At 70.2% G+C, this 25,532-nt stretch carries 28 protein-coding genes and 1 CRISPR repeat array; of the genes, 11 read left to right on the forward strand and 17 right to left on the reverse strand.

The window, feature by feature from the left end; genetic code table 11:
• The first annotated feature begins 6 nt into the window (after positions 1-6).
• From BLR05_RS10765 to BLR05_RS10780, 4 genes are all read left to right on the forward strand, one after another.
• A complete protein-coding gene (locus BLR05_RS10765) occupies positions 7-1,566 on the forward strand; it encodes a GMC oxidoreductase (RefSeq protein WP_092834487.1) in 1,560 nt (519 codons plus the stop codon).
• Positions 1,563-2,024, forward strand: coding sequence for a DoxX family membrane protein (locus BLR05_RS10770; RefSeq protein ID WP_092834488.1), 462 nt, complete (start codon positions 1,563-1,565; stop codon positions 2,022-2,024). Before BLR05_RS10765 ends, BLR05_RS10770 begins: the two co-directional genes overlap by 4 nt.
• Complete coding sequence (locus tag BLR05_RS10775; RefSeq protein ID WP_092834489.1) at positions 2,025-2,471, forward strand: cupin domain-containing protein; 447 nt, start codon at positions 2,025-2,027, stop codon at positions 2,469-2,471.
• Positions 2,472-2,537: 66 nt separating this feature from the next.
• Entirely contained in the window at positions 2,538-3,377 is an 840-nt protein-coding gene (locus tag BLR05_RS10780; RefSeq protein WP_092834490.1) for a VOC family protein, read from the forward strand.
• 41 nt (positions 3,378-3,418) lie between these two features.
• Here BLR05_RS10780 and BLR05_RS10785 read toward each other — a convergent pair whose 3' ends face one another.
• Positions 3,419-4,408 (reverse strand): SMP-30/gluconolactonase/LRE family protein, encoded by a 990-nt coding sequence (locus tag BLR05_RS10785; RefSeq protein ID WP_208606003.1) that lies wholly within the window; start codon positions 4,406-4,408, stop codon positions 3,419-3,421.
• A 240-nt stretch (positions 4,409-4,648) separates the two neighbouring features.
• Here BLR05_RS10785 and BLR05_RS10790 point away from each other — a divergent pair, with 240 nt between their 5' ends.
• A complete protein-coding gene (locus tag BLR05_RS10790) occupies positions 4,649-5,116 on the forward strand; it encodes a group III truncated hemoglobin (protein WP_244160082.1) in 468 nt (155 codons plus the stop codon).
• A gap of 27 nt (positions 5,117-5,143) precedes the next feature.
• Here BLR05_RS10790 and BLR05_RS10795 read toward each other — a convergent pair whose 3' ends face one another.
• Together BLR05_RS10795 and BLR05_RS10800 are read right to left on the reverse strand one after the other, a co-directional pair.
• The gene (locus BLR05_RS10795; RefSeq protein ID WP_092834491.1) at positions 5,144-5,365 is read right to left on the reverse strand and encodes a DUF3820 family protein; all 222 of its coding nucleotides are present in this window, start codon (positions 5,363-5,365) and stop codon (positions 5,144-5,146) included.
• A 13-nt stretch (positions 5,366-5,378) separates the two neighbouring features.
• Positions 5,379-5,744: a translation initiation factor Sui1 gene (locus BLR05_RS10800; protein ID WP_092834492.1), complete on the reverse strand. Its 366-nt coding sequence runs from the start codon at positions 5,742-5,744 to the stop codon at positions 5,379-5,381.
• Positions 5,745-5,938: 194 nt separating this feature from the next.
• Here BLR05_RS10800 and BLR05_RS10805 point away from each other — a divergent pair, with 194 nt between their 5' ends.
• The gene (locus BLR05_RS10805) at positions 5,939-7,291 is read left to right on the forward strand and encodes a DEAD/DEAH box helicase (RefSeq protein WP_092834493.1); all 1,353 of its coding nucleotides are present in this window, start codon (positions 5,939-5,941) and stop codon (positions 7,289-7,291) included.
• 52 nt (positions 7,292-7,343) lie between these two features.
• Here the strand turns inward: BLR05_RS10805 and BLR05_RS10810 are convergent, their stop codons facing one another.
• The 4 genes from BLR05_RS10810 to BLR05_RS10825 all read right to left on the reverse strand — a co-directional run bounded on the left by BLR05_RS10810 (position 7,344) and on the right by BLR05_RS10825 (position 10,342).
• A complete protein-coding gene (locus tag BLR05_RS10810) occupies positions 7,344-7,730 on the reverse strand; it encodes a DUF6172 family protein (protein WP_092834494.1) in 387 nt (128 codons plus the stop codon).
• A gap of 91 nt (positions 7,731-7,821) precedes the next feature.
• A complete protein-coding gene (locus BLR05_RS10815; RefSeq protein ID WP_092834495.1) occupies positions 7,822-8,820 on the reverse strand; it encodes an aldo/keto reductase in 999 nt (332 codons plus the stop codon).
• 97 nt (positions 8,821-8,917) lie between these two features.
• Positions 8,918-9,142 carry a SlyX family protein gene (locus BLR05_RS10820; RefSeq protein ID WP_092834496.1) on the reverse strand — a complete coding sequence of 75 codons (225 nt, stop codon included), beginning with the start codon at positions 9,140-9,142 and terminating at the stop codon, positions 8,918-8,920.
• A gap of 3 nt (positions 9,143-9,145) precedes the next feature.
• Positions 9,146-10,342: an aminotransferase-like domain-containing protein gene (locus tag BLR05_RS10825; RefSeq protein WP_092834497.1), complete on the reverse strand. Its 1,197-nt coding sequence runs from the start codon at positions 10,340-10,342 to the stop codon at positions 9,146-9,148.
• A gap of 126 nt (positions 10,343-10,468) precedes the next feature.
• Here BLR05_RS10825 and nth point away from each other — a divergent pair, with 126 nt between their 5' ends.
• Positions 10,469-11,107 (forward strand): endonuclease III, encoded by a 639-nt coding sequence (nth, locus tag BLR05_RS10830; protein WP_013594046.1) that lies wholly within the window; start codon positions 10,469-10,471, stop codon positions 11,105-11,107.
• 224 nt (positions 11,108-11,331) lie between these two features.
• Positions 11,332-11,630: a CRISPR direct-repeat array (repeat unit 32 nt; unit sequence GTCGCGCCCTGTGCGGGCGCGTGGATTGAAAC).
• Positions 11,631-11,753: 123 nt separating this feature from the next.
• Here nth and xopE read toward each other — a convergent pair.
• The 3 genes from xopE to BLR05_RS10845 all read right to left on the reverse strand — a co-directional run bounded on the left by xopE (position 11,754) and on the right by BLR05_RS10845 (position 14,604).
• Positions 11,754-12,815: a XopE/AvrPphe family type III secretion system effector gene (gene xopE / locus BLR05_RS26765; protein WP_167361243.1), complete on the reverse strand. Its 1,062-nt coding sequence runs from the start codon at positions 12,813-12,815 to the stop codon at positions 11,754-11,756.
• Positions 12,816-13,015: 200 nt separating this feature from the next.
• On the reverse strand, positions 13,016-13,534 hold the full coding sequence (locus BLR05_RS10840; RefSeq protein WP_225979205.1) for a GNAT family N-acetyltransferase: 519 nt from the start codon (positions 13,532-13,534) through the stop codon (positions 13,016-13,018).
• Positions 13,535-13,575: 41 nt separating this feature from the next.
• Positions 13,576-14,604 carry a YcjF family protein gene (locus BLR05_RS10845; protein ID WP_092834499.1) on the reverse strand — a complete coding sequence of 343 codons (1,029 nt, stop codon included), beginning with the start codon at positions 14,602-14,604 and terminating at the stop codon, positions 13,576-13,578.
• Between the two features lie 350 nt (positions 14,605-14,954).
• Here BLR05_RS10845 and BLR05_RS10850 point away from each other — a divergent pair, with 350 nt between their 5' ends.
• Together BLR05_RS10850 and BLR05_RS10855 are read left to right on the forward strand one after the other, a co-directional pair.
• Complete coding sequence (locus tag BLR05_RS10850; RefSeq protein WP_092834500.1) at positions 14,955-16,283, forward strand: MFS family transporter; 1,329 nt, start codon at positions 14,955-14,957, stop codon at positions 16,281-16,283.
• Positions 16,284-16,389: 106 nt separating this feature from the next.
• The gene (locus BLR05_RS10855) at positions 16,390-17,031 is read left to right on the forward strand and encodes a hypothetical protein (protein ID WP_244160084.1); all 642 of its coding nucleotides are present in this window, start codon (positions 16,390-16,392) and stop codon (positions 17,029-17,031) included.
• A 21-nt stretch (positions 17,032-17,052) separates the two neighbouring features.
• Here the strand turns inward: BLR05_RS10855 and BLR05_RS10860 are convergent, their stop codons facing one another.
• The 6 genes from BLR05_RS10860 to BLR05_RS10885 form a co-directional block, all read right to left on the reverse strand.
• Positions 17,053-17,832 (reverse strand): aspartate/glutamate racemase family protein, encoded by a 780-nt coding sequence (locus BLR05_RS10860; RefSeq protein ID WP_092834502.1) that lies wholly within the window; start codon positions 17,830-17,832, stop codon positions 17,053-17,055.
• A complete protein-coding gene (locus BLR05_RS10865) occupies positions 17,829-18,647 on the reverse strand; it encodes a GntR family transcriptional regulator (RefSeq protein ID WP_092834503.1) in 819 nt (272 codons plus the stop codon). The genes BLR05_RS10860 and BLR05_RS10865 overlap by 4 nt, the downstream gene beginning before the upstream one ends.
• Complete coding sequence (locus BLR05_RS10870; RefSeq protein WP_092834504.1) at positions 18,644-19,531, reverse strand: ABC transporter permease; 888 nt, start codon at positions 19,529-19,531, stop codon at positions 18,644-18,646. Before BLR05_RS10870 ends, BLR05_RS10865 begins: the two co-directional genes overlap by 4 nt.
• Positions 19,531-20,406, reverse strand: a complete 876-nt coding sequence (locus BLR05_RS10875; protein ID WP_013594038.1) for an ABC transporter permease — start codon at positions 20,404-20,406, stop codon at positions 19,531-19,533. Before BLR05_RS10875 ends, BLR05_RS10870 begins: the two co-directional genes overlap by 1 nt.
• A 264-nt stretch (positions 20,407-20,670) precedes the next feature.
• Positions 20,671-21,957: an ABC transporter substrate-binding protein gene (locus tag BLR05_RS10880; RefSeq protein WP_092834505.1), complete on the reverse strand. Its 1,287-nt coding sequence runs from the start codon at positions 21,955-21,957 to the stop codon at positions 20,671-20,673.
• 62 nt (positions 21,958-22,019) lie between these two features.
• Positions 22,020-23,099 carry an ABC transporter ATP-binding protein gene (locus BLR05_RS10885; RefSeq protein WP_092834506.1) on the reverse strand — a complete coding sequence of 360 codons (1,080 nt, stop codon included), beginning with the start codon at positions 23,097-23,099 and terminating at the stop codon, positions 22,020-22,022.
• A gap of 288 nt (positions 23,100-23,387) precedes the next feature.
• On the opposite strand from BLR05_RS10885, the gene BLR05_RS10890 reads away from it, so the two are divergent.
• Both BLR05_RS10890 and BLR05_RS10895 read left to right on the forward strand, forming a co-directional pair.
• Positions 23,388-24,044 carry a hypothetical protein gene (locus BLR05_RS10890; protein WP_092834507.1) on the forward strand — a complete coding sequence of 219 codons (657 nt, stop codon included), beginning with the start codon at positions 23,388-23,390 and terminating at the stop codon, positions 24,042-24,044.
• 16 nt (positions 24,045-24,060) lie between these two features.
• Entirely contained in the window at positions 24,061-24,444 is a 384-nt protein-coding gene (locus BLR05_RS10895; protein WP_092834508.1) for a hypothetical protein, read from the forward strand.
• On the opposite strand, the gene cobT is transcribed toward BLR05_RS10895, so the two are convergent.
• Positions 24,445-25,518, reverse strand: coding sequence for a nicotinate-nucleotide--dimethylbenzimidazole phosphoribosyltransferase (cobT, locus tag BLR05_RS10900; protein WP_092834509.1), 1,074 nt, complete (start codon positions 25,516-25,518; stop codon positions 24,445-24,447).
• Between the last annotated feature and the right edge of the window lie 14 nt (positions 25,519-25,532).

The following is a 25,532-nucleotide window of genomic DNA, read 5'->3' on the forward strand; positions in this document are numbered from 1 at the left end:
CGCCTGATGTCCCACTACGACCTGATCGTCATCGGCAGCGGCCCCGGCGGCGCGAGCCTCGCGCACCGGCTCGCGCCGACCGGCAAGCGCATCCTGATCCTGGAGCGCGGCGACTACCTGCGGCGCGAAGAAGCCAACTGGAGCGCACAGGCCGTGTTCGTGGAGGGGCGCTACCAGGCGCGCGAATCCTGGATCGACCGGGACGGCCACCGTTTCGCTCCGCAACTCCATTACTGCGTGGGCGGCAATTCGAAGGTGTACGGTGCCGCGCTGCTGCGGCTGCGCGAGCGGGATTTCGGCGAGGTGCGCCACCACGGCGGCATTTCGCCGGCCTGGCCGCTGGCCTATGCCGATTTCGCGCCCTGGTACGACGAGGCCGAGGCGCTGTTCCACGTGCACGGCCTGCGCGGGGACGACCCGCTCGACCCGGGCACCACGCCCTACCCGTTCCCGCCCGTACAGCATGAGCCCAGGATCGCGCAACTGGACGACAGGCTGCGCGGCATCGGCCTGCACCCCTTCCACCTGCCGCTCGGCATCCTGCTCGACCAGAAGGAAGACGGCTTCGCCACGCCGACGAGCACCTGCATGCGCTGCTCTTACTTCGACGGCTTTCCCTGCCTGCTCAATGGCAAGGCCGATGCCCAGGTGATGTGCGTCGATCCGATGCTGCGCGACCACCCGAACGTCACGCTGCTGACAGGCGCCTACGCCTCGCGCCTGGAAACGGATGCCGGCGGCCGGCGGGTGGAGGGCGTGGTGGTCGAACGCGGCGGCCGCGAGGAACGCTACACCGCCGGCACGGTGGTGGTGGCCTGCGGCGCGCTGTCGTCCGCCCTGCTCTTGCTGCGCTCGGCGAACGAGCGGCACCCGAGGGGCCTCGCCAACGGCTCGGACCAGGTCGGCCGCAACTACATGCGCCACGAGATGTCGATCGTGATGGCGGTGATGAAGGAGGTCAACGAGACCGTCTTCCAGAAGACGCTCGCGCTCGGCGACTTCTACTTCGGCAGCGACGACTGGGAGCATCCGCTGGGCCTGATCCAGATGTGCGCGACCAGCCACGCGGACCAGATCAAGGGCGAGGCGCCGCTGCCCGGGCTGATGAAGCACCTGCCCGAGATGCCGTTCGAGGAAATGGCCCGGCATTCGATGGACTTCTGGCTGCAGGCCGAGGACCTGCCGGTCCCCGAGAACCGCGTGTACTACCGGGACGGCAAGGTGCACCTCGACGTGCGCGCGACCAATGCGGAGGCGCTCAAGCGCCTGCAGGCCAAGCTCAAGCAGGTGCTGGATGCGATCGGCTGGCCCGCGGTGCTGGTGGAGCGTTCGCTCTACCTTGGCAAGGACATCCCGCTGTCCGGCACCGCGCACCAGGCCGGCACCTGCCGCTTCGGCACCGACCCGGCGACCTCGGTGCTGGACCTCGACTGCCGCGCCCACGAGGTGGACAACCTCTACGTGACCGACGCGAGCTTCTTCCCCTCGATCGGCGCGGTGAATCCCACGCTCACCATCATCGCGAACGCGCTGCGCGTGGCCGACATCCTGAAGGGGCGCCTGTGACCGCCGCCATCGTGGTGACCTTCCTCGTGCGCTGCGTGATGGTGCTGATCTTCCTGCCCTTCAGCGCGCTCGACAAGGTGCTGGGCTTCGGCCATGCGGTGGGGCAGGCGCAGGAGGTGTTCAAGCCGCGCTGGCTGGCGCGCGCCGTCATCCTGGCCGGCCTGGCGATCGAGGTGGTGTGCAGCCTGGGCGTGGTCACCGGCGTGTCCGACCGGGCCGCGGCCTGCGTGATCGCGGGCTACTGCTTTGCGACCGCGGTGCTGTTCAAGCCGTTCTGGAAGCCCGGCGACTTTGGGTCGAACCCCGACGGCAAGGCGCGCGGGCTGTTCTGGGATTTCCTCAAGAACCTGGCGCTGGGCGCCGGCTTCCTGCTGCTGGTGGTCGGCACCGACGGTTCCGGCCTGCAGCCCTTCCTCGATGCGCCCTTCGCTTCGAGCCAACCCTACCGGAGCCCCTGAATGTCCGATCCCGGCCCCCGCCCGTCCGTGCCCTACCAGCACCTCTACACCGATGCCGATGGCGTCAGCCGCTTCCAGGCCTGCGCGCTCACCGGCTACGAGTTGCATCGCGTCGGCGCCGCCGATCCGCAGTGGAACAACTCCATGGAGCGCGGCGATTCGACCGTCGTCTTCACGGTGCAGCCGGTCGGCTGGGTGGGCGAGTGGCACGAGAACCCGGCCCCGCAATGGATCGTCGTGCTCTCGGGCCGCTGGTGGATCGAAGCCATGGACGGCACGCGCATCGAGCAGGGCCCGGGCGAGTTCTCGTTCGGGGGCGACCAGGGTTGCGCCGAGGTCGATGGCAGGAAGGGCCACCGTTCCGGCACCGTGGGCGACGAGCCCTGCTGCCTGATGACGGTGCAACTGCACCGCGCGCCGGTGCGCCACCCATGCGAGCTGAGCTGAGTCCGGGTATGCCGCCATTGCGCGACCACGGTGCGCAATCCGATGCAGGCAACGCGACCCGACGCCATGCAGCATGAGATAGCACTGAACCGCATCGCTGCCTTTTGCCTGGTGGCCCGCGATAGTGCGGCCTTGGTGCGGTTCTACAAGGCGCTGGGCTTTATCCAGGAAGCATCAGCACCTCAGCCGATCGCGGCCGACGAGGCGACGCGGCTCGGTCTCGTGGGCGGCGGCGTGCGGCATGCGATGCGCCTGGGCGCGGCGCGCTTGTGGATCGACCAGTACGACCGGCCCGGTCGGCCCTACCCGGACGGCACGGACGCCGCGTCGCGCTGCTTCCAGCATTTCGCGCTGGCGGCCGATGGCATCGCTGCCGCCTGGGAGCGCGTGCAGGCGGCAGGCGCCACGCCGATCAGCCGCGCCGGTCCGGTCACGCTGCCCGCCTCCACGGGCGGAGTCATTGCGGTCAAGTTCCGCGACCCGGAAGGGCATCCGCTGGAACTGATTCAGTTTCCGGACGGCGAAAGCCGCGGGTGGCGGGGCCACGGCATCCTCGGCATCGACCACAGCGCGGTCGCAGTGGCGGATGCAGAGCGGTCCCGCGCGTTCTACCGCGCCCACGGCCTGGCAGAAGGCGGCGCCACGCTCAACCACGGCCCGACGCAGGCCGCGCTCGACGGCCTGGACGATGTGCGCGTGGACGTGGTGCCGATGCATCCCGCGGGGCCGGGGCCGCATGTCGAACTGCTGCACTACCGGCATCCACGGGGCGCGCCGGCGGATTCCTGGGCGATCCACGACGTGGCCGCGACCCGCATCGTCTGGCAGGGCTCCGCACCCGCGCTGCTGCGCGATCCGGACGGGCATATCCACCAGGTCGATGGCGCGGCGGAAGCCGGCGCGTAGTCCGTCGCCCCCGAGGCGGCGGGTGCGGAACTCCCAGGCTTTCAGCCCTCGCGCAGGTCGATCGCGAGCAGCCGCGTGGATGCCGCGATGAAGAGCCGCCGGCCGCTGCTGCCGCCGAAGCAGACGTTGCATACCGTCTCCGCGATGGGAATCGCCCCGAGGTACTCCTGCTCCGCCGACCAGATGTGCACGCCGTCCGCCGCGCTGCACCAGACCCAGCCACGGCCGTCCACCGCCAGGCCGTCGGGGTTGCCCTGCGCGGGCGAGCAGAAGAAGCGCCGGCCGGCGAGCGCGCCGTCGGCGCCGACGGTGAAGGCCTCGACATCGTGCCGGCTTCCCGGGGAACCGCCGGGGGCCTCGCCCAGCGCCCTCGATGTGTCGGTCACGTACACCGTGCGCCCATCGGGCGCGAGCGCCACGCCGTTCGGCTGCTCGAAGTCGGCCATGCGCGCGAGAGCGCCGGTGGCGGGATCGAAGCGGTAGAGGCTGCGGTGCGCCAGTTCGGGCTCGGCGAGCGCGCCCTGTGCAGGCATCACGATGCCGAAGACCGGGTCGGTGAACCACACCGATCCGTCGGGTGCGATGGCCACGTCGTTCGGGGCGTTGAGCCGCCGGCCCTCGTAGTGCGTCACGATCGGCTCCGGCTCGCCACGCAGATCGGGTGCGGAGCGGCTGATGCAGCGTCGCCCGTGCTCGCAGTGGTAAACCCTGCCGTCCGCCGCCACGGTGTTGCCGTTCGGGAACCAGGCCGGGTCGATCAGCGCGTCCACCCGGCCGTCCTCCTCGTACCAGGCATTGATGCGCCGGTTGGGCACGTCGGAGAACAGCAGGCGCCGGTGCGATGCCTGCCATGCCGGGCCTTCGGCGTGAATGGCGCCCTCGTGCAGCACCCACAGCGGCGCGTCGGGCACGAGCACATCCGCGAGGCGTGGGGCCTCGATGCGGACGCCCGGGAAATCCGGATCGGCCATCGGCCTGCCCGGGCGGCGCAGCAGGCGGCCGGGCAGCAGGTTCTGGATCGCAGGGTTCACGTCGGTTCCTTCCTCCGGCTGGTCCGCGGGCCGGTGCGCCAGGATACGCAAGGAACGGCGGTCCGCCGGGAAGCCGCGGACACGGGGGTTCGCAGGTGCATGCCGCTTGCACGCGTCGGCACGGTCCTGCGGCGTGAGCGAACGCGCACAGGGATGCAGATGCCGATGCGCAGCGCTGGCTGCCTGCCTGCCACAATCCGTGCAACGCTCCGCACCGCGCAGGACGACGGATTTCTTGCCATGCCCGATCCGCACCAGTTTCCCCCCTCCCCCTCCCCCTCCCCCGCCACGGCCCCCGGCACGCAGCTCTCGCCAGCCCCGCTGGACCACCACGCCATCGCCGCGCTGGTCCACGGGTTCTATGCGGACGTGCGCGCCCATCCACTGCTCGGACCGGTCTTCGAGGAGGCGCTGCAGGACCGGTGGGAGCCGCACCTCGCGCGCATGGTGGATTTCTGGGCCACGGTGGCGCTGGGCGCGCGGAGCTACCGCGGCAATGTGCAGCAGCGCCATGGGGCCCTGCAGGGCGTGGCGCCCGCACACTTCGCGGCGTGGGTGGGGCTGTGGAAGCAGCACACGGAGCGCCGCTTCGCGCCGGACGTCGCCCATGACCTGCAGCAGGCCGCGCACGGCGTGGCGCGCAACCTGTTCCGTGTGCTGGTGGGACGGCTGCCGGATTTCGCGGAAACCGCCGGCCACGGGCACTGAGGCCACCCGGGCCGGCCCGCCTCCCGGTCAACCCTTGCGGGCCGCGCGCAGCGGTGCCAGGAGGTCCGACAGGCCGTTGTGGTCGATCTCGTGCATCAGCGCCAGCAGGCGGCCGATGTCGCCGGGCGGGAAGCCCTCGCGGGCGAACCAGTTGAGGTAGTTGCCGGGCAGGTCGGCGATCGCCGTGCCCTTGTGCCTGCCGTAGGGCATGACCACCGTGACGAGCCGCTCCAGCTGTGCCGGGTCCATGGCCGCCCTCCCCTCAACCGCCCGCGCGCCTGACTTGGTGGCCCAGCGCCTGGAGCGCCTGCATGACGCGCTCCACATGGTCGCCCTGCACCTCGATCACGCCGTCCTTGGCGGTGCCGCCCGTGCCGCAGGCCGCCTTGAGCTGCCTGCCCAACTGGGCCAGTTCGGCCGCGGGCAGCGCCATGCCCTTCACCACGGTCACCGCCTTGCCGCCCCGGCCCTTGGTCTCGCGCGAGACGCGCACGATACCGTCGCCCGCCGGCACCGCGGCCGCGCGCGCGGCGGCGCAGGTGCATTGCGCGACCGGCTGGCGGCACGCGGGGCACATGCGGCCGGATTCGGTGGAATAGACGAGGCCGCCCAGGTCGCTCAGGCGCATGGAAGCCTCCGGTGGAGGCCGGCGGCAGGGTGGGAATCGGAGGTCGCGGCAGGAATGGGCATGGCGCGATTATCCCGGGCATGCAGCGGTGCCGCACAATCCGCGGGGAGCACCCTCGCGCTCCCTCGCGTTTTCCGTTGTTGTGTCCATGGCCGCGGCGTCTTCCATGCCCGGCCCCTGCCCTCCTGCCTGCCATGCCTTTTGCCGCCCTCGGCCTCTCGCCCGCCCTCGTCCATGCCGCCGGGGCGCTGGGTTTCGACACGCCCACGCCCATCCAGGCGCAGGCCATCCCCGCCGTGCTGAACGGGGGCGACGTGCTGGGCCGCGCGCAGACCGGCTCCGGCAAGACGGCCGCCTTCGGCCTGCCGCTGCTGCAGCAGCTCCTGCCGCAAGCGCAGCAGGCCGGCGCCCGCCCCGGGCCGCGGCGCCCGCGCGCCCTGGTGCTGGTGCCCACGCGCGAGCTGGCCGCGCAGGTGGGCGAGGTGCTGCGCGACCTGGCGGGCCATCTGCCCGGGCCGCGGCTGAAGATCGCGATCGCGTTCGGCGGGGTATCCATCAACCCGCAGCTGATGGCACTGCGCGGCGGTGCGGACGCGGTGGTGGCCACGCCGGGCCGGCTGCTGGACCTCGTGGGGCACAACGCCCTGTCGCTCTCGCAGGTGCAGGCGCTGGTGCTGGACGAGGCCGACCGGCTGCTGGACCTGGGATTCGCCGAGGAGCTGCAGCGCGTGCTCGCATTGCTGCCGGCACAGCGCCAGAACCTGCTGTTTTCCGCCACCTTCGAGCCGGGCGTGGCACGGCTGGCCGAGGACCTGCTGCGCAACCCGCTGCGCATCGAGATCGCCGAGGCGCCCGGCACGGCGCCCGGCACGGCGCCCGACATCGCCCGGCGCGCCATCGCGGTGGAAGCATCGCGCCGCACCCAGTTGCTGAAGCAATTGCTCACCCAGGATGTCGGCTGGACGCGGGTGCTGGTGTTCGTCGCCACCCAGTACGCGGCCGAGCATGTGGCGGAAAAGCTCTACCAGTCCGGCATCTACGCATCGCCCTTCCACGGCGGGCTGAGCCAGGGCACGCGCCGGCAGGTGCTGCAGGAGTTCCGCGACGAGCGCTGGCAGGTGCTGGTGACCACCGACCTGGCCGCGCGCGGCATCGACATCGCCGGGCTGCCGGCTGTCGTGAACTACGACCTGCCCCGCGCCGCGGCAGACTACGTACACCGCATCGGCCGCACGGGGCGGGCCGGCGCCAGCGGCGTGGCAGTGAGCTTCGTCACGCCCGAGGCCGCGCCCCACTGGCGGCTGCTCGCCCGACGCCACGGCCTGCAGGCGCTGCCGGTGGAACAGGTCGCGGGATTCGAGGTGGCGCTCGCGCCCGTTGCGCAGGAGGCCGGCACCCAGGAGGACGCGCCTGCGCGCCCGGGCAAGCTGCCGCCGGGCACGGGCGGCATCAAGGGCCGGCGCCCGAGCAAGAAGGACAAGCTGCGGGCTGCTGCTGCGGCCGCCGCCGCGCAGGCCGGCGGCACCGGGAAACCCACGGCGGATTGAGGCTGGCGGACAGGCCAGCGGGCGGTGCCGGCAGGCAACCCGTCAGATGGCGTCAGTCCCCGCCGTCGCCTCCGCCATCCGCGCCGCCGTCGGCGCCGTCACCATCTTCGGCATGCGGGCCGTCGCCGCCGGAGTCAGCCGGGCGCGCGGCCGGCTTGCGGGGCATGCCTTCGCCGGGCCTGGTGACGATTTCCACGTAGAACTGCGTGTCGCCGGACTGCGCCACGCCGTCGATCAGGCGGGTGATGTCTTCCACCTGCACGCTGTGCGCATCGTCCTGCGAGCGGCCGAAGCGGCAGTCGAAGTCCCAGAAGCGTGCGCCCTCGGGCAGCGCACGGCGGCGCTCGCGGCGCAGGTAGCGGTGGATGTCGTGGCGGGCCGCGTCCAGCAGCCGGTCGCGGTTCTTGCCGTCGATATGGAGCACATAGGTCTTTCGCATGCGCCCATCGTAACCTGCCCGTGCCTGCGCACTATGATTTCAATAGCAACATGCGACGGATGGACCCGCTCCGCGGCGGCCTCGATCAGGCCTAGACGCGCGGCGGAGAGGGATAGGCCGGGTCGCTGTAGCCCGGCGTGGAAGGATGGCCCGGCGCCACCATGTCGTCCACCAGGGCTTCGTCCTCCGGCGTGACGGTGTATTCGAGCGCAGGGGCGTAGTCCTGCCACTGGGCCAGGGTGCGGGGGCCCGCGATGACGGCGCTGACCGCCCGGTGCGCCAGGACCCAGGCGGTGGCGAACTGGGCCAGCGTCACGCCGCGGGCCTCGGCATGCCGCTTCAGTTCCTGGGCCATCACCAGCGATTCGTGGCGGAATTCGGTTTCGGCGATGCGCCTGTCGCCCCGCCCCGCGCGTGTGCCCGGCGGGGGCGCCTCGCCCGGCAGGTACTTGCCGGTGAGCACGCCGCGTGCGATGGGGCTGTAGGGCACCACGCCCAGGCCGTGGTGCGCGCAGGCCGGCAGGATCTCGACCTCCGGCATGCGGTTGAGCAGGTTGTAGTAGGGCTGGCAGACCACGGGGCCGGGCATGCCGATGCGCGCGGCGCCGTGCACCAGCTCGGCGATGCGCCAGGCGCGGAAGTTGGAGACGCCCCAGTAGCGGATCTTGCCCGCGCGCAGCAGTGCATCGAGGGCGAAGAGCGGCTCCTCGAGGTCCATGCCCAGGAAATCGCGGTGCAGGTAGAGGATGTCCACATGGTCGGTGCGCAGGCGAGAGAGGCTGGACTCCACCTCGCGCAGCATCCAGCTGCGGGAATACTGGCTCTCGTTCACGCGGTCGGACATCCGGTTGCCCAGCTTGGTGGCCAGCACCCATTCGTGCCGCTGGCCCGCCAGCAGGTCGCCCAGCATCGACTCGGAAGCGCCCCTGGTATAGACGTCCGCCGTGTCGATGAAATTCACGCCGCGCTCCCGCGCATCGGCCACGATGGCCGCGGCCTCTTCGCGGCCGGTCTGGTCGCCGAACATCATGGTGCCCAGGCAGAGGGCGGAGACCTGCAGGTTGCTGCGGCCGAGGCGGCGGTATTGCATGGAACGGGCCTTTCAGGGCGAAGGAAGCGGGAACGGGAGGAGGCAGCGCATCCACCGCCACGGCCCGGTGCAAGGCCGCCGCGGCGGATGCCGGGGGTCAGTAATGCGGCGGGATGTCGTCGCGCAGGCTGCCGCCGTGCGGGGCGTCGCCCGGCTCGGGCAGTTGCTGCCGCAGCGCCGCCAGGGCGCGCTGCAGCGCATCGATCTGCTGCTGCTGGCGATAGACGGTGACGTTGAGCTGGTCCAGCAGGTCCTCGGCGTAGCTGGCCTTGATCTCCAGCTCGTCGAGGCGCTCGGATGGGGTGCGGTCGGTGTCCGGCATGGCTCAGCCTCGCAGGGCCTGGCCGAGGCGCGCCACGCCTTCGCGGATCCTGTCCACGTCGGCCGTCGCGAACGACAGGCGCAGCGTGGCATGGTCGGGGTTCGCGCAGAAGAACGGTGTGCCCGGCACGAAGGCCACGCCCTGGTCGATGGCCAGCTTGGCCAGCACGTTGCCGTCGGCCACCGCGCCGCCCGCCCCCGTGAGCCGCGCCCACACGAACAGGCCGCCCTGCGGCTGCACGAAGTTGATCGCCTCGCCCAGCTCGCGGCGCAGCGCATCGCCCATGGCGCCCGCGCGCCCGGCATAGACGGAGCGCACCTTCGCCAGCGTGGCCGGCATGCGGCCCGAACGCAGGTACTGCGCGGCCGTGGCCTGCGCGAAGGTGCTGGTGTGCGCGTCGCTGAACTGCTTGCACATGGTGGCCTTGGCCAGCAGTTCGGCAGGCGCGATCAGCCAGCCCACGCGCAGGCCGGGGCTCAGCACCTTGCTGAGGCTGCCGCAGTGCGCCAGCAGTTCGCGGCTGCCGGGCACCGTGGCCGACAATGCGAGCAGGCTGGGCGGCGGCGCCTCGCCGAAATACAGGTCGCCATAGGGATCGTCCTCGACGACCAGCACCTGGTGGCGCACTGCCAGCTCCAGGATCTTGCGGCGACGCTCCAGCGACAGCAGCGCCCCGCTGGGATTGCCGAAGGTGGGAATGAGATAGACGAACCTGGGGCGGTGCTCGACGATGAGCCGCTCGAGCGCGTCGGCATCGACGCCGTGGCCGTCCACGGGCGCGCTCACCAGCTCGGCGCCATAGAGGCGGAAGCACTGGATGGTGGCCAGGAAGGTGGGGCCTTCCACGATCACCTTGTCGCCGGGGCTGATGAGGGTCTTGCCCAGCAGGTCCAGCGCCTGCTGGCTGCCGGTGGTGACGATCAGGTCCTCGGGCCGCACGCCCTGCGCGCCCTTGGAGGCCATGAAGGCCGAGAGCTGTTCGCGCAGCGGGTTGTAGCCCTCGGTCGCGCCGTACTGCAGCGCCGTGCCGGGCTCTTCGCTCAGCGCCCGCTCGCTCGCCTCGCGGATGCCCTCGACGTCGAACATCGCGCTGTCGGGAAAGCCACCGGCGAAGCTGATGATTCCGGGCTTGCCCAGCAGCTTGAACAGCTCCCGGATGGCAGAGGTTTCGACGTTGTTCAGGCGGTCTGCGAATTGCATGGCGTGTTCACGGTGTGGTGGCGAAAGACCCCCATTGTCGCCAATGGCCGCGCATGTTTCATGCGTGCGGTGCACTGCGGGACAATGCACGGGCGAACCGCATTGAGAACGACGCCCCACACCACCATGAAGACCGCGCAGATCGAACCCTTCTTCGCCGCGCTGAAGGCCGCCAATCCCCAGCCCAACACCGAACTGGAATACACCACCGTCTTCGAGCTGCTGGCCGCCGTGCTGCTGTCGGCCCAGGCCACCGACGTGGGCGTGAACAAGGCCACCCGCAAGCTGTTCCCGGTGGCGGGCACGCCGCAGGCCATCCTCGACCTGGGGCTGGAAGGGCTGGAAGGCTACATCAAGACCATCGGCCTGTACCGCAGCAAGGCCCGCCACCTGATGGAGACCTGCCGCATCCTGGTGGAGCGCCACGGCGGCATCGTGCCGCGCACGCGCGAAGAACTGGAAGCCCTGCCCGGCGTGGGCCGCAAGACCGCCAACGTGGTGTTGAACGTGGCCTTCGGCCAGCCCACCATGGCGGTGGACACGCACATCTTCCGCGTGAGCAACCGCACGGGCCTCGCCCCCGGCAAGAACCCGCTGGCCGTGGAAATGCAGCTGCTCAAACGCGTGCCCGCCGAATATGCCGTGGATTCGCACCACTGGCTCATCCTGCTGGGCCGCTATGTATGCCAGGCGAGAAAGCCGCGCTGCTGGGAATGCGTGGTGGCGCCGTGGTGCGATTACCAGCCGAAGACGCCGGCGCCCTGAGGGCGGGCCCTTTCGCTCCCTCCCTTTCCTTTTTCTTGTTGCCGGGCGTTGCGCACCCCGAGTGACCGGCTTGTCCGCCTGGGGTTCGCGCGGGGGCAAGTGGTTGAGGGCAAAGGGAGTTTTTCCTGGGTGGGGGACGGGAAGCGCGAGCGGCGGGTCGATTGGGGCGGGTTCGCGGATGTATGCGGAAAATGGCTGGGGTGGCGCGGGTTTATAAAGGTGCCGTCGCGCCCTGTGCGGGCGCGTGGATTGAAACCCGCACCTACAACACGCGCACTGTCTTTTTTTGAGTCGCGCCCTGTGCGGGCGCGTGGATTGAAACGTGCTGTTCCTTGTGAAAGCCGCCGCGCGCCTCTTGTCGCGCCCTGTGCGGGCGCGTGGATTGAAACCCACTCCCACACCAGGGGCACACCGCGCCCACGCAGTCGCGCCCTGTGCGGGCGCGTGGATTGAAACTCGAGCATGAGCACGCGGGGCTTGCAGAGCGCCACGTCACGCCCTGTGCGGGCGCGTGGATTGAAACAGCACGAAGGCCGACGCATCGAACCGGCGCACCGGGTCGCGTGCGCTCCGGCGGGCGCGAGCATTGCGCCACGCCCCCTACCAGCCAGTTTCCAAAACAGGATTTCCTGTCGGGAAACTGGCCTCAGTACTGCAACGCCGGACGGTCCAGTGAATCCAGGCGCATGGCGTCTTCCAGGATCGCTTCCGTCAGCTGCGGCGTGCTGGCAGGTCCTTCGCTCATTCCGTAGGCCTGCTGCGCAGCATCGGCTGCAAGCGCATGCTGGGTTCGAGGAGAGTACTGTGCAAGCTCCTGCCGCGTACTCTCGGCCAAGGCAGGATCAATAACCGGCATCGTAGTGAAGATGGCGCCGGGTGTCGGATTGCGAAGACATTCGGCTTCCCATTGCTGCGCCGTGGCATACAGCGAGGTTCGCGGGTCCTCGATCTGCGCCCTGACGGCCTCCATCCGCGCCCGCGCGTGGGTGGCAGCGGGTTTGTCGAAGTGTTCGAGCACCGCAGTATTCTGCCCGTAGCCTTCGGCCCAGTGCGAATCCCGCAGCAGCACCGCCGGACCATCGCCCCACGAGTCGAGGACCACCATGGGCGGCGCTCCGTGATGCGCGCCGGTTCCTCTCGCGGGCGGCTGGTAGAGCGCATAGACATGTGCCTCTTCCATGTCGCGCACGGTCATCATGTGTCCGCCATCTTCCATGCGAATCGCATGCCGGCGGGCGTTGATCGCCCCATTGTGGTCGCAGTTGCCTGCACCCATGGCCAACGCGCTGCCCGCCAGTACGTCGTCATCGCCTTCACCCAGGCAATAGGACACAGCGGTGTAGGAAGCGCTAAGTCCGCCGCTGAGTCGCAGATCGCTATCCACATTGCCACGGCCACGCGTCAAAGCGAGCCGTGTTTCATGCACCGTTTCAGTAGCATCGGCCAGTCTCTGCCGGTCTCTGGCGCTGTCGATGGGCGAGCCGTTGAGACGCATGCCGAGCTGATAGGCCACCTGCTGAATCTGGTGCGGCTGCAAGGGCAGTTGCCCTGCCCCGGCCCGGTTGCGCCGGGGCAAACCCGACAGGTGTGATGAAGCATGCCCTCTTGAGATACCACCCGCTGCTGGCTGCTCCGAGGGCCCAAAACCATGGCGATGTGTGGTGGTCGGTGATGAGGCGAAATTGCTTTTTGACGAGACGCATCCCATTTTCTTTTCTACTCCAGTCCCAACTTGTATTGCAGCGACTTCCAAACGAAGCCGTGCAGGATTCCCTTGAGTATTTGCCATTCCTGCAGGACCGCTATCCTGACTACACGAAGCTTGAACCAGATGGGCGAAATCGGCGGTTGTGGCAATCCAATCGGCGATGCGGTGCGCAAGAGTGCCCAGCCCTGCATGCGGGGCTCTCAAATCAAAGGCCGATCGACCCCCATCCGCATCGCCACCCGCCGCCCCATCGGCAACCCATGGGTCGCCTCCACATCCATCACCCACTGCAGCCGCGGCCCGGGCGGCGAGATCGGGCGGAACCCCAGCCTCGCATAGGCCGGCGCGCTCCACGGCAGGTCGGCGAAGGTGGTCAGCGTCAGCGCCACCAGGCCCTGCGCCGCGGCATGCGCCTGCGCGGCCTGGATGAGCCTGGTGCCGATGCCCATGCGCTGCCAGTCCGCGTGCACCGACAGTTCCCAGAGATGCAGTTCCTGTCCGAAGGCCTCGGCGTCCAGAAAGCCGACCAGTTGGCCGGGCGCTGCCTCGGCCACCCAGACGGCGCCCTGCAGGATGAGCCGCTCGTGTTCCGGCTGCGCCATGCCGGGGCCGTCGGCCAGCCCTTCCAGGCCGGCCGCGCCACGGAACAATCCGGCCGCGGATTGCTCGATGGCCAGCAGGTGCGCCGCATCCTGCAGCGTGGCATGACGGATCCGCACGGCGTGCGGAGGCACATGGTGCGGAGCTGCGGCCGCCGCCATCAGGCCCGCAGTTCCTTCAGCAGCTTGCCCACGTCCAGGCCGCGGGCGCGCTCCTGGATCTGCGGCGCATAGCGCTGCTGCAGGCCTTTGGCCTCTTCGGCCGTGCGCGCGAAGGCGGACTTGAGCGCGTCCGTGCCCAGGGTACGCCCGCCGGCGTAATAGCGCTGCGCGACCTTGCCCAGGGCGTAGGTGGTGGCGAAGGAGAACGCGGACCCGGTGGCGGCGCTGCCCACGGCGCGGCCCAGGCCACCCATCACCTTGCCCAGCAGGCCGCCGACCAGCTTGCGGCCGAACTGCTCGACGTACTGCGAGGTGAGGCCCACGCCCACGGTGGCCAGGAAATCGGTGATGTGGCCCTTGTCGAGCTCGTAGCCATGGACCTTGCCGATGCGATAGACCAGCCGCGTCTGCAGCGGGATGATGGCCATGGAGGCGAGGGATTGCGGCAGCAGTTCCAGCGCGCCGTTCAGAATGGCGGCGTTGAGCACCATGGAGTCGATCTCCGCATCGCTCACCGACGCCGCGCGCAGGCCGGGGGTGCCCGTACCGCCTTGCGCGGATGCGGCCGCCGCGCCGGAGGCCACGGGCGCCGCGGCGACGGCCAGTGCGGCCGGGGGCACGTCCTCGCCCTCCACGGGCGCGGCCCGCACAGGCGCTCCGGCCAGGGCGTCGGCCTGCTCGGTGACGGCGCCTGCATCGGATGGGGCGATGGCCAGGGCCGCGCGCAGCCGTTCCAGGAACGCTTTTTCCTGGGCATTGCAGACGCCGTCGGCATCGCACACGCCCACCGCCATCTCGAAGGCCAGCAGGCGCTGCGCGGGCGTTTCGAGCGCGGCGACGGCGTCTTCCAGGCGCGCACGGCCGAGCAGCACGTCCTGGCAGGTCTTCATCAGATCGGCCCCGCTGGCGGCGCCCAGGGACTGGGCCAGTTCGCGGATGTGCTCCCGCTCGCGTTCGTCCTTGTGGTCGTCGGCGAAGGCGGCCATCAGGGCCAGGGTCATGACGGCGCGGGTCTGTTCAGGCTGCATGCGAAGGGATCCTTGTCGGTGACGGTGGGTGGTGGATGGGTGCGAAGGCCGCCGCGGCACGCGACGGCGGAGCCACGGCAACCTGCCCGACAGAGCGTATCCGGTGCCGTTGGTTCCCTCCGCAGGCAGCCTGCGCCGAAACAGCGTAGGCCGGAATCCCTTGCATCCACGCGGATTTACGCTACTCAAACAGTAGCACCGCAGTGCGCAGCGGCCGGGCCGGAACGCATGGGCGGTTGACTGACATCAAGCCTTCCGCATCGCTCGCACAATACCTGCCGGCCAGAAACAACATCACACACTCTGCGTGCCGGCCCTGCGGCGCGCGCGGCCAGAAAGGCATCTTCTCCATGAGCACGCACACCTCTCCCGCGGCCGGCACGCCGCACCCCGAACCCCGCGCCTACACGGCCGAAGAGAAACGCCACCGGGTCTTCTCGATCATGGCGGCCTCGTCGGGCAATCTCGTGGAATGGTTCGATTTCTATGTGTATGCGTTCGCGGCGCTGTATTTCGCGCCGGCGTTCTTCCCGAAGTCGGACCCCACTGCCCAGTTGCTGAACACGGCGGGCGTGTTCGCCGCGGGCTTCCTCATGCGGCCCATCGGCGGGTGGCTGTTCGGCCGCATCGCGGACCGCTACGGCCGCAAGACCTCGATGCTGATCTCGGTCACCATGATGTGCGCGGGCTCGCTGGTGATCGCCTGCCTGCCCACGTATGCGGCCATCGGGGCCTGGGCGCCCTTCCTGCTGCTGGTGTGCCGGCTGTTCCAGGGCCTGTCGGTGGGTGGCGAGTACGGCACCACGGCCACCTACATGAGCGAGGTGGCGCTGCGCGGCCAGCGCGGATTCTTCTCGTCGTTCCAGTACGTGACGCTGATCGGCGGGCAGCTGCTGGCGGTGCTGGTGATCGTGATCCTGGAGACGCTGCTGTCCGATGCCGAGCTCAAGGCCTGGGGCTGGCGCATCCCGTTCGTGATCGGCGCCATCTCCGCGGTGGTCGCGCTGATGCTGCGCCGCACGCTGCACGAGACGCAGAGCGACGAGAACAAGCAGAAGGACGACGCCGGCACCATCGGCGGCCTGTTCCGCCACCACAAGGCCGCCTTCTTCACGGTGCTGGGCTACACGGCCGGCGGCTCGCTGATCTTCTACACCTTCACGACCTACATGCAGAAGTACCTCGTGAACACCGTGGGCCTGCCGATCAAGACGACCAGCTACGTGATGACCGGCGCGCTGTTCCTCTACATGTGCATGCAGCCCGTTTTCGGCGCGCTGTCGGACCGCATCGGCCGCCGCAGCAACATGCTGCTGTTCGGCGCACTGGGCGCCATCGGCACGGTGCCGATCCTCACGGCGCTGCAGCACGTGACAAGCCCCGTGGCGGCCTTCGCGCTGATCGTGGTGGCGCTGGCCATCGTGAGCTTCTACACCTCGATCAGCGGCATCGTGAAGGCGGAGATGTTCCCGCCCGAAGTGCGCGCGCTGGGCGTGGGCCTGGCCTACGCGGTGGCCAACGCGATCTTCGGCGGCTCGGCGGAGTACGTGGCGCTGGGCCTGAAGTCGCTGGGGCACGAGTCGGCGTTCTTCTGGTACGTGACGGCGATGATGGTCGTGGCCTTCCTGGTGAGCCTGCGGCTGCCGCGGCAGGCGAGCTATCTGCACCACGACCATTGATCGATCCGCCAAGAAGATCCTTGGCGTGGCATTAAGGCCGGGCGCTTGTCCATGCCCGCCCCTGCTGTTCCAATGTCCCTCACTACAAGGTTCTGGAGAGGGAGAAATGGCAGAACAGCAGTATGCCGATGCCCTGCGCGCAGGCGGCAGGTTTGCGGTGGAATCGGGCAGGGAACGTCCGGCGTGTGCCGGCGGGCGGACCACGGCGCGGCGATGGGCCCGGTCACTGTGGTGCGCCGGCCTCTGCTGCGCCGCGGCCTGTGCAGCCGCCTCCGTGGAGCCCTACCGGATGCTCACGGAGCAGGAAGCGGCGGACGCGCGCACCGTCGTGCAGCATTTGCGGCTGTCGCCCGACGCCGCGTCGATGAAAGCGGCGGAACAGCTGCGGCGGCAGGGTGAACGGCAGATGCAGCGCCAGAACTGGCCGGCTGCCTTCAAGCTCTTCGGAAAGAGCATGGTCCGCTATCCTGCGCCCGAGGCGCTGGCGGGGTATGCCGACGCCGAGATCCGCATGCTGGCGCAGATGCACGCCCGGCAACCCCGCGCGGATGCCGCCGTGCGCGCGGATGTGCGGCATGCGGTGCGCTTCTATGAGTCGTCGCTCGCCGCCGACTCCGTCCTGGGATCCCTCCCGCACGACGAGCGCGCGCGGATCGAGCGCAATGCGGGCTGCCTGCGCGCGTTCATCCGGACGGGCGACAGGTCCGCGCCCTGCGAACCGCTGCAGTGGTACGCCTCCGGGCGCTGAACGGGCGTGCCGGCCCGGGCGTCAATCGCCGGACCGGCCCGTGCCCATCCGCCGCAGAGCTTCCGACACGTTCTGCCATGCCACGTCGCAGCCGGGTGCACTGCGCCCTGCTGGCGGTGGTGCCTGCAGGGCCCACCACGCGCCGGCCTCCACGCTGTCGATGACGGGCACGTCCACCTGGGGCTGCACGGCCTTCGCCATGCCCGCGAGCCCTGCCCCGCCCAGCACCACGGCCTGCACGCCGGGCTCGCGCGCCATGGCCTGGCAGGCCCGGGCGAGCAGGGCCCGGGCACCCGCAGGATCGGCTGCCAGTTCCGCGCCGGAAGGGGCCACGGTGCGCACACCGGCCAGCCGGTCCGCATGGCCCAGCGCCTGCGCGAGCCGCAGCAGCATGCCCTCCCAGCGCTCCCCGCCCGTGACGACGCCGAAGCGGCCATGGCGCGCGGCCGCCAGGAACGAGGCCTCGGCCAGCCCGGTGACCGGGACCGGGCTGCACTCCCGGAGCGCGAACAGGCCCGGGTCGCCGAAGCAGCCGATCAGCACGGCGCCGGGCGCAGGCTGTGGTGCCGCGAGGGCTTCGGCCCAGGCATCCAGGACCGCATGGCCGGCCACGGCATAACTGGCCTCGCAGGCAATGTAGGGCGCGCCGAAGCGTGCGGTCACGGTGCGCACGGCCGCATGGAGGCCGGCGGCGGCCTGCACGTGGTGCTGCAGCAGCGTGCTGACGGCGGTGGAGGTATTGGGATTGACGACCAGCAGCGTGCGTGTGCGGCCCTGCGGCGCAGGGGAAGCGCCGCTCATGCGCCGCCCCCGAGCAGTTCCACGAGGTCCGGGGCACCGGCGTCCGGCGGCTCGAATGCCAGTTGCGACTCGATGCGCGCGAGGTGGTCCAGGATGCGCCGGCCGGCCTCCGCAGCGTCGCGCAGGCGGATGGCGTCGATGAGCGCGCGGTGCTCGCGGCAGCCGCAGGCGGTGGCCTCCTCGCGCGCCTGGGCATGGCTGGGGCTGTAGGCCATGAGCACGAGCGAGGTGCGCGACACGAGTTCGCTGAGGATGCGGCCCAGGGTGGCATGCCCGGCCGCCTGGGCGATGTGCAGGTGGAAGTCGCCCGAGAGGCGGATGGCGCGGCGCATGTCGCCGCCACGGCGTGCCGCCTCTTCCTGCGCCACGGTGTCCACGAGGCGCGCCACGTCGGCAGGCGCGGCGCGCTGCACGAAGAGCGCGACGAGGCGTGGCTCGATGAGGCGGCGGGCCTCGAACACCTCGCGGGCTTCGTCCACCGTGGGGCGGGCGATGGAGGCGCCGCGCCGCGGCGTGAGCGTGACCACCTGCTCGCCGGCCAGGCGCACGAGCACCGGCCGCACGCGGGTGCGCGAGACGCCGAAGGCCAGAGCCAGCTTGTCTTCCACGAGCTTGGTGCCGGGCGGCAGGCGGTGGTCCAGGATGGCGGAGACCATGCGTTCGTACATCTGCTGGTCGCTCAGCCCCTCGGCGCCGCTGCCGGTCTCCGCGCCGGGTTCCTCGCCGGCCGGCCACGGCCTGGCCGGACGCGGTGCGGTTCTGGCGCGGGCCGCGCCGCCGGAGCTGCGCCGCCGTGGCGGCAGGCCGGTGCTCATCGGGCGCGCCCTCCGCGCCGCCGCAGCATCCAGGCCAGCGAGAGCGCCGCGCCCATGACTGCGAACGAGACCACGGTGGTCACCGTGCCCAGCGCGTAGATGGCGGGGGTGGTGACGGTGGTGGTGAGGCCCTGCAGTTCGAGCGGCAGCGTGTTCACGTCGCCGATGGCCTGGGAGGTGCGGGCGATCTCGTCCCAGCTCAGCGTGAATCCGAACATGCCGATGCCCACCACCGAGGGCGCGATGAGCGGTAGCACCACGTACCGGAAGCCCTGCCAGGGCGTGGCGCCCAGGTCGCGCGCGGCCTCTTCGTAGGCGGGATTGAAGCGGTTGAACACCGCGAACATGATGAGCAGGCCGAAGGGCAGCGTCCAGGTGAGGTGCGCGCCCAGGGCGGAGGTGAAGAGGCCCAGGGAGGTGCCGTAGCCCTCCAGCGCCTCCTGCCAGCCCAGGCGTTCCAGCACGGCCTTGGCGCCGGTGTCGATGAGCCGGAACTCCAGCCCGATGCCGAGCGACACGATGATGGACGGCATGATGAGGCTGGCCACCACCATGAGGAACAGCAGGTTGCCGCCCGCGAGGCGCTTGCGGAAAGCCAGGCCCGCCAGCACCGAGAACGCCACGGTGCAGGCCATCACGGCCAGGCCCAGGGCCAGCGAGCGGCGCAGCGCAGCGCCGATGTCCACCACGCCGAGGCCTTCGGCGAGCTGGCGGAACCAGTGCAGCGACAGCCCGCGCAGCGGGAACGTGAGGCCGCCCTCGGGGCCCTGGAAGCTCAGGATGAAGATCACCAGCATCGGCCCGTACATGAACAGCACGAACAGGGCGAAGACGCAGGCGAGCGGCCAGAAGCTGGCCGGGCGGGGTTCGCGGGGACGGGGCATCACAGCTCCTTGCGCAGGTCCACGAGGCGGGTGAGGCCCCAGATGATCATCAGCACGATCGCCAGCAGGATCACCGCGTTGGCGGCGGCGAGCGGGAACTGCAGGTACGAGGTCTGCACCTGGATGATCTTGCCCACCGAAGCGATCTGCTGCCCGCCCATCACGCCGATGGTGACGAAGTCGCCCATGACGATGGTGATGACGAAGATCGATCCGATGACGATGCCGGTGCGCGACAGCGGCACGACCACGTTCCACAGCGTCTGCCAGCCGCTCGCGCCCGCGTCGCCCGCTGCCTCGATCAGGCTGCGGTCGATGCGCATCATGCTGTTGAAGATGGGCACGATCATGAACATGGTGTAGAGGTGCACGAATGCGAGCACCACCGAGAAATCCGAGAACAGCAGCCACTCGATGGGCGAATCGATCAGGCGCATCTGCATCAGCGTCTGGTTCACCAGCCCGTTGCGCCCGAGCAGCGGCACCCAGGAGATCATGCGGATCACGTTCGACGTCCAGAACGGGATGGTGCAGAGTACGAACAGCAGCGTCTGCAGCCCCGCCGACCGCACGTGGAACGCCAGGAAATACGCCACCGCGAACCCCAGCACCAGCGTGATGCCCCACACCAGCAGGCTGAACTTGAGCGTGGAGAGGTAGGTGCCGAGCGTGACGCACAGCTGCCCCAGGTTGCCGCACCCTTCGAAGATGGACACGTAGTTCTTGAACGTGAACCCGGGCAGCAGCTCGTACTCGCTGAAATCCCAGAAGCTCACCATCAGCACCAGCCCCAGCGGCACCAGGAAGAACAGCACGAACACCAGCGTGAGCGGCGCCGCCTGCCACCAGGCGGCAACACCCTGCTTCGCCGGCATGCGGGCCGCAGGAGGAGGAGAAACGGCAGTGCCCATAGGACCCCAGAACAGAGAAGAAACAGGAACATCCCAAGACCGCGGCACCCGGCGCGCCCTCCGGAAAGGCAGAGCCTCACCCATCAGAAGGCCGCGGAGCAGGCCATACCAGCACACGCCGTGGAACGGGCTTCGCCCGGCCACCGGCGTGGTCCCCCTTCCCGCCGCGCCCAGCGCGGCGAGAGAAGGGGGAAGCGGCGTCAGCCGCTCAGGGGGTAGCGCCCTGCCCTATGCCGCAACGAACTCGTTCCACTTCTGGACCATGTAGTTGTTCTCGTCCATCACCGCGTTCCAGCAGGCGATGGCGCCCATGCGGGCCTCGTAGCTGCCGCCGTCGCGCACGGTGCCGGCCTTGGCGAGCACCTGGCCCTGCGGGCTCAGGATGTCCTTCTCGGCGGGCTTGCCCTCCATCCAGTAGGCCCATTCGTAAGGCTCCATCCTGGCCTTGGCAGTGTCGAGCACGGCGCTGTAGTAGCCCTGGCGGTTCAGGTAGGCGCCGGCCCAGCCGTCGAGGAACCAGTTGATGAACTCGTAGGCGCCGTCGAGCTTGCGGCCCGAGAGCGCCGCAGGCACGCCGAAGCCGGCCGCCCAGGCGCGGTAGCCTTCCTTGAGCGGCTGGAAGTTGCAGGCGATGCCCTTGGTGCGCACGGCGGTGACGGCGGGGCTCCACATGGACTGGATGACCACCTCGCCGGAGGCCATGAGGTTGACGCTCTCGTTGAAGTCCTTCCACAGCGCGCGGAACTGGCCGGCCTTCTTGGCCTCGATGAGCGTCTTGATCGTGAGGTCGATCTCCTTCTTCGTCATGTTGCCCTTGTCGGGGTACTTGTAGAGGCCCATGGCCTCCACCACCATGGCTGCGTCCATGATGCCGATCGAGGGAATGTTGAGGATGGCGGCCTTGCCCTTGAACTCGGGGTTCAGCAGCTCGGCCCAGGAGGAGATGGGGCGCTTGATGAGGTCGGGCCGGATGCCCAGCGTGTCGGCGTTGTACACGGTGGGGATCAGCGACATGAACTGCGTGGGCGATTTCGCGAAAACCTTGCTCTTCTCGCCTTCGAGGAACATCACCTTCTTGGGGGCCGTGCCCTGGTCGCCCACGGCCTTGCCGGCGACCGTGCCCTGCGTGAAGAGCGTGGTGATCTTGCCGGCGTTCTTGATGCGCTTGGTGTCGATGCCCTTGAGATTGCCCGTGGGCACGATCTTCTTGAGCGAGAAGTATTCGGTATCGATCAGGTCGAAGCTGTTGGGCGCGGTCACGGCGCGCTTGGTGACGTCGTCGGTGGTGACGGCCACGTACTGGATCTCGATGCCGGTGTCGGCCTTGAACTTCTCGGCGATGGCCTTGTCCTGGTTCACCGCCGTGCCGAGGTAGCGCAGCACGATCTTCTCCTGCGCATGGATGGCCGGGAACACGCCCGCGGCGAGGATACCCGCCGTGCCCTGCAGCAGCGTGCGACGGCGCAGCGCCGGGCCATCGGCGGAGGACGGGGAATCGGAAATCACGTCGGACATGGATCAGCTCCTTGGTTGGGGACGGGGACAGGGAATGCAGAAGGGGAAGGCGGGCCGGCCGGTCAGTGCGGCGCGGGGCCCAGCGGGTGGGCGATGTCGGCGGTCCAGTGCAGCAGGGCCGCATCGCCCACCTGCCAGGGGCGCGCGGCGAAGGCCTGCTCGGGCACCATGGCCGAATAGGCAGCGGTCGCGGTGGCAGGACCAGCCTGCGCGGCGGCGCCCGGCAGCGCGGGCGGAACCTCGTCCCGCAGGCCGATGAGCACGTGCGTGCCCTGGTATTCGACGTCCGTCACGCGGGCCGCGAGGTGCATGCCGCCTTCGGGCAGCGGCGTGCCGGGCGGGTCGACGCGGATGCGGTCGGTGCGCACGCCCACGAAGCCCGCGGGGGTGGACAGCACGTTGTGTCCCCCCATGAAGCGCGCGACGAATTCGCTGGCCGGGCGGTTGTAGATGTCGTGCGGGGAGCCGGCCTGCTCGATGCGGCCGTGGTTCATCACCACCATGGTGTCGGCCAGCGCCATGGCCTCTTCCTGCGAGTGCGTGACGTGGATGAAGGTCAGGCCCAGTTCCTTCTGCCAGCGCCGCAGTTCCGCGCGCATCTGCACGCGCAGGAAGGGGTCGAGCGCGGACAGGGGCTCGTCGAGCAGCAGCACGCGCGGCTCGGTGATGAGCGCGCGCGCCAGCGCCACCCGCTGCTGCTGCCCGCCGGAGAGTTCGCCCGGCTTGCGCTGCGCCAGGTGGCCCATGGCCACGCGCTCCAGCAGGTCCTGCGCACGCCGGTGGCGATCCGCACGGCCCATGCCTTTCATCTTGAGGCTGAAAGCCACGTTGTCCAGCGCCGTGAGGTGCGGGAACAGGGCGAAGCTCTGGAACATCATGGCCGTGCCGCGCGCGGCGGCGGGCAGGTCGGTGATGTTGCGGTTGTCCAGCAGCACGTCGCCGCTGGTGACCGATTCGTGCCCGGCGATCATGCGCAGCGTGGTGCTCTTGCCGCAGCCCGAGGGGCCCAGCAGGCAGCAGTAGCTGCCGCTCGCGATGCGCAGGTCGATGCCATCGACCGCGGGCTGGCCGGAGGCATAGCGCTTGGTCAGCGCGACGATCTCGATGGCGGCGGGTGCCGGAGCAAGGGTGGAGGCGTCCATGCGCTGGCAGTACGCAATCCGCATGCCAGCGCCGCATACGGTTTGCGCACCGTTTTGTATACAATTCACGCCGCCCAACTGCATGCCACGCACCAGGGTGGCGGGGGACGCACCGGGAATGGGCAGGAACAGGCGGAAACGGCGCCAGGCGGAGGCACCCCGCCGCTTCGCGGGGTGGCACGCGGCTTCGGATCGGGAACCCGGCGGGCAGGGTCGCGGGACGATCATGGCGCCCAACAGTACAGCGGGGGCGGCGTACCGCTCCTGCAAACCCGATTGGAGCCTTCGATGACCGATGTCCGGTTCAGACATTCCGCCGGCGTGGCGCCTGCTGCGGCACGCCACCCCACCTTCGCCCCCGAATCCGCGCCCGAGCGCCCGCGTTCCGTGCTGTCCAGCAGCACCAGCCTGTTCGGACGCGGCGGCATGCAGGCCGCGCACGGCGGCGCCGGCATGCCGCCCCGCTCCGCGCTGCCCGGCATGGCGCCGCACGGGCATGCCAGCAGGGGCTTCCACCCCGGAGCAGGCCTGCACGGGCCGGCGCATGGCTTCGGGCATACCGCCCACCTGCAGCCGCCCGCGCACATGCCGCCGCCGATGCACTTCCAGGCCTTCCAACCGCCCGCCTACGCCGCGCCGCACTACGGGATGGGTCACGGGAGCTACGGGGGCCCCGCGCCCTACCCCGCGGCGGGCCATGCGCTCCCGGCGTTCCAGCAATTCAACCCGCACCACCTGGCGCAGCAGAGCAGCGCCTTCCACTACCAGGCGCCAGCGCACGGCGTGGGGGCGTCGGGCGGGCGGTCGCTCAACTCCTTCATCTACGGCGCGTCGATGCTGCAGTCCACGCTGATGTCGCCCATGGCGGCGCTGGATTACTTCTCGCACCGGCTGAACCCGTTCTCCGCATTCAGCACTTTCGTGAGCTTCCCCCACTTCCTCTGAGGAAAGGCCCCGCCCCATGGACGCCACCACCACCGCGCCGGATGCCCCGGCCCGCGCCGCCCTCCCCGCTTTCGTGATGCCGCCGGACAGCCCCGGCGAGCCCTTCGACGCACGGGCGCTGCTCGCGCGTTACGTGCTGCGGGATTTCAGCCAGGCCGTGGCGGAGGTGGAGCAGGCACTGCTGTCCGCGCAGGACGATGGAGCCCCCGCTTCGGCCGAGGCGCCCGGCGAGGAAGCCCGCCGGGAATTCGCGCGCCAGTTCGTCGCCGGGGCCTGGCTCAACCGTCACAACCCCGGCTGGGACCCGCGCCGGCCCGAAACGCACCAGCCCCTGCCGGACGACCCGCTGGTGGCGCTGCTGCAGGAGATGGCCGGCCGCGAGGCCGGCGCCACCGCCTGATCAGTCGCGCTGGCGCGAGACGCCGGCCTGCTCGAAGCTCGCCATCTCGCGCAGGATCGCGCAGGCGGAAACCAGCAGCGGCCACGCCAGCGCCGCGCCCGAGCCCTCGCCCAGGCGCAGGCCCAGATCCAGCAGCGGCTCGGCGCCCAGCGCGGCGAGCAGGTGCGCATGCCCCGGTTCGCCGGAGCGGTGCGAGAACACGCAGCAATCCAGCACGGCCGGATCGATCCGGCTGGCCACCAGCACCGCGGCGCTGGTGATGAAGCCATCGACCACGACGACGCGGCACTCCGCCACGGCCTGCAGCACGGCGCCCGCCAGGGTCGCCACCTCCAGCCCGCCCAGGGCGGCCAGCGCGTCGAGCGGCGCGGTGGCTGCGGCATTGGCCTCCAGCGCCTGCCGCAGCACGGCCCGCTTGCGCGCGATGCCGTTGGCGTCCAGCCCCGTACCGGCCCCGGTGCAGTCCTCCAGCGCGATGCCGCACAGGTGCGCGAGCAGCAGGCTGGCCACCGAGGTGTTGCCAATCCCCATTTCGCCCAGCAGCAGCGCATTGCCCGGCAGGGAGCGGACGATGGAGCGGCCGTTCTCCAGGGCCTGCGCGCACTGCTGCGCCGTCATCGCAGGGCCCACCGACGCATCGGCGGTGCCGGCCGCCACCCGGCAATGGCTCAGCAGGCGCGGCATGCCCGGGGCGCCGTCGCGCGGCGGGACGGGTGCCGCCACGCCGCAGTCGGCCACGGTGAGCGCCAGGCCGTGCTGGCGCGCGAGCACGCTCACCGCCGCGCCGCCCGCCAGGAAGTTCTCCACCATCTGGGCGGTGACTTCGCTGGGATAGGCCGAGACGCCGCGCGCGGCGATGCCATGGTCCGCCGCGCAGACCAGCATCTGCGGCGCGCGCAGCTCCGGCGATTCGCTGCCGAGGATGCAGCCGATGCGCACGGCCAGCGCTTCGAGCCGGCCGAGCGCGCCCAGCGGCTTGGTCTTGTGGTCCATGAAGTGGCGCAGGCGCGCGGCCAGGGCGGCATCCTGGGGCTGCGCCGTGGCGCTGGCCGAGTTGGGGTTATTCGTGGTCATGGATGGCTTTCGGT

This window comes from Paracidovorax cattleyae (assembly GCF_900104515.1).
Lineage (GTDB): Bacteria > Pseudomonadota > Gammaproteobacteria > Burkholderiales > Burkholderiaceae_C > Paracidovorax > Paracidovorax cattleyae.

Bases quoted from the DNA above. Each gene is read 5' to 3' on its own strand.
- BLR05_RS10765 (WP_092834487.1), top strand. From the start codon at position 7: ATGTCCCACTACGACCTGATCGTCATCGGCAGCGGCCCCGGCGGCGCG.
- BLR05_RS10775 (WP_092834489.1), top strand. From the start codon at position 2,025: ATGTCCGATCCCGGCCCCCGCCCGTCCGTGCCCTACCAGCACCTCTAC.
- BLR05_RS10780 (WP_092834490.1), top strand. From the start codon at position 2,538: ATGCAGCATGAGATAGCACTGAACCGCATCGCTGCCTTTTGCCTGGTG.
- BLR05_RS10790 (WP_244160082.1), top strand. From the start codon at position 4,649: ATGCCCGATCCGCACCAGTTTCCCCCCTCCCCCTCCCCCTCCCCCGCC.
- BLR05_RS10795 (WP_092834491.1), bottom strand. From the start codon at position 5,365: ATGGACCCGGCACAGCTGGAGCGGCTCGTCACGGTGGTCATGCCCTAC.
- BLR05_RS10800 (WP_092834492.1), bottom strand. From the start codon at position 5,744: ATGCGCCTGAGCGACCTGGGCGGCCTCGTCTATTCCACCGAATCCGGC.
- BLR05_RS10805 (WP_092834493.1), top strand. From the start codon at position 5,939: ATGCCTTTTGCCGCCCTCGGCCTCTCGCCCGCCCTCGTCCATGCCGCC.
- BLR05_RS10810 (WP_092834494.1), bottom strand. From the start codon at position 7,730: ATGCGAAAGACCTATGTGCTCCATATCGACGGCAAGAACCGCGACCGG.
- BLR05_RS10815 (WP_092834495.1), bottom strand. From the start codon at position 8,820: ATGCAATACCGCCGCCTCGGCCGCAGCAACCTGCAGGTCTCCGCCCTC.
- BLR05_RS10820 (WP_092834496.1), bottom strand. From the start codon at position 9,142: ATGCCGGACACCGACCGCACCCCATCCGAGCGCCTCGACGAGCTGGAG.
- BLR05_RS10825 (WP_092834497.1), bottom strand. From the start codon at position 10,342: ATGCAATTCGCAGACCGCCTGAACAACGTCGAAACCTCTGCCATCCGG.
- nth (WP_013594046.1), top strand. From the start codon at position 10,469: ATGAAGACCGCGCAGATCGAACCCTTCTTCGCCGCGCTGAAGGCCGCC.
- xopE (WP_167361243.1), bottom strand. From the start codon at position 12,815: ATGGGATGCGTCTCGTCAAAAAGCAATTTCGCCTCATCACCGACCACC.
- BLR05_RS10845 (WP_092834499.1), bottom strand. From the start codon at position 14,604: ATGCAGCCTGAACAGACCCGCGCCGTCATGACCCTGGCCCTGATGGCC.
- BLR05_RS10850 (WP_092834500.1), top strand. From the start codon at position 14,955: ATGAGCACGCACACCTCTCCCGCGGCCGGCACGCCGCACCCCGAACCC.
- BLR05_RS10855 (WP_244160084.1), top strand. From the start codon at position 16,390: ATGGCAGAACAGCAGTATGCCGATGCCCTGCGCGCAGGCGGCAGGTTT.
- BLR05_RS10860 (WP_092834502.1), bottom strand. From the start codon at position 17,832: ATGAGCGGCGCTTCCCCTGCGCCGCAGGGCCGCACACGCACGCTGCTG.
- BLR05_RS10865 (WP_092834503.1), bottom strand. From the start codon at position 18,647: ATGAGCACCGGCCTGCCGCCACGGCGGCGCAGCTCCGGCGGCGCGGCC.
- BLR05_RS10870 (WP_092834504.1), bottom strand. From the start codon at position 19,531: ATGCCCCGTCCCCGCGAACCCCGCCCGGCCAGCTTCTGGCCGCTCGCC.
- BLR05_RS10875 (WP_013594038.1), bottom strand. From the start codon at position 20,406: ATGCCGGCGAAGCAGGGTGTTGCCGCCTGGTGGCAGGCGGCGCCGCTC.
- BLR05_RS10880 (WP_092834505.1), bottom strand. From the start codon at position 21,957: ATGTCCGACGTGATTTCCGATTCCCCGTCCTCCGCCGATGGCCCGGCG.
- BLR05_RS10885 (WP_092834506.1), bottom strand. From the start codon at position 23,099: ATGGACGCCTCCACCCTTGCTCCGGCACCCGCCGCCATCGAGATCGTC.
- BLR05_RS10890 (WP_092834507.1), top strand. From the start codon at position 23,388: ATGACCGATGTCCGGTTCAGACATTCCGCCGGCGTGGCGCCTGCTGCG.
- BLR05_RS10895 (WP_092834508.1), top strand. From the start codon at position 24,061: ATGGACGCCACCACCACCGCGCCGGATGCCCCGGCCCGCGCCGCCCTC.
- cobT (WP_092834509.1), bottom strand. From the start codon at position 25,518: ATGACCACGAATAACCCCAACTCGGCCAGCGCCACGGCGCAGCCCCAG.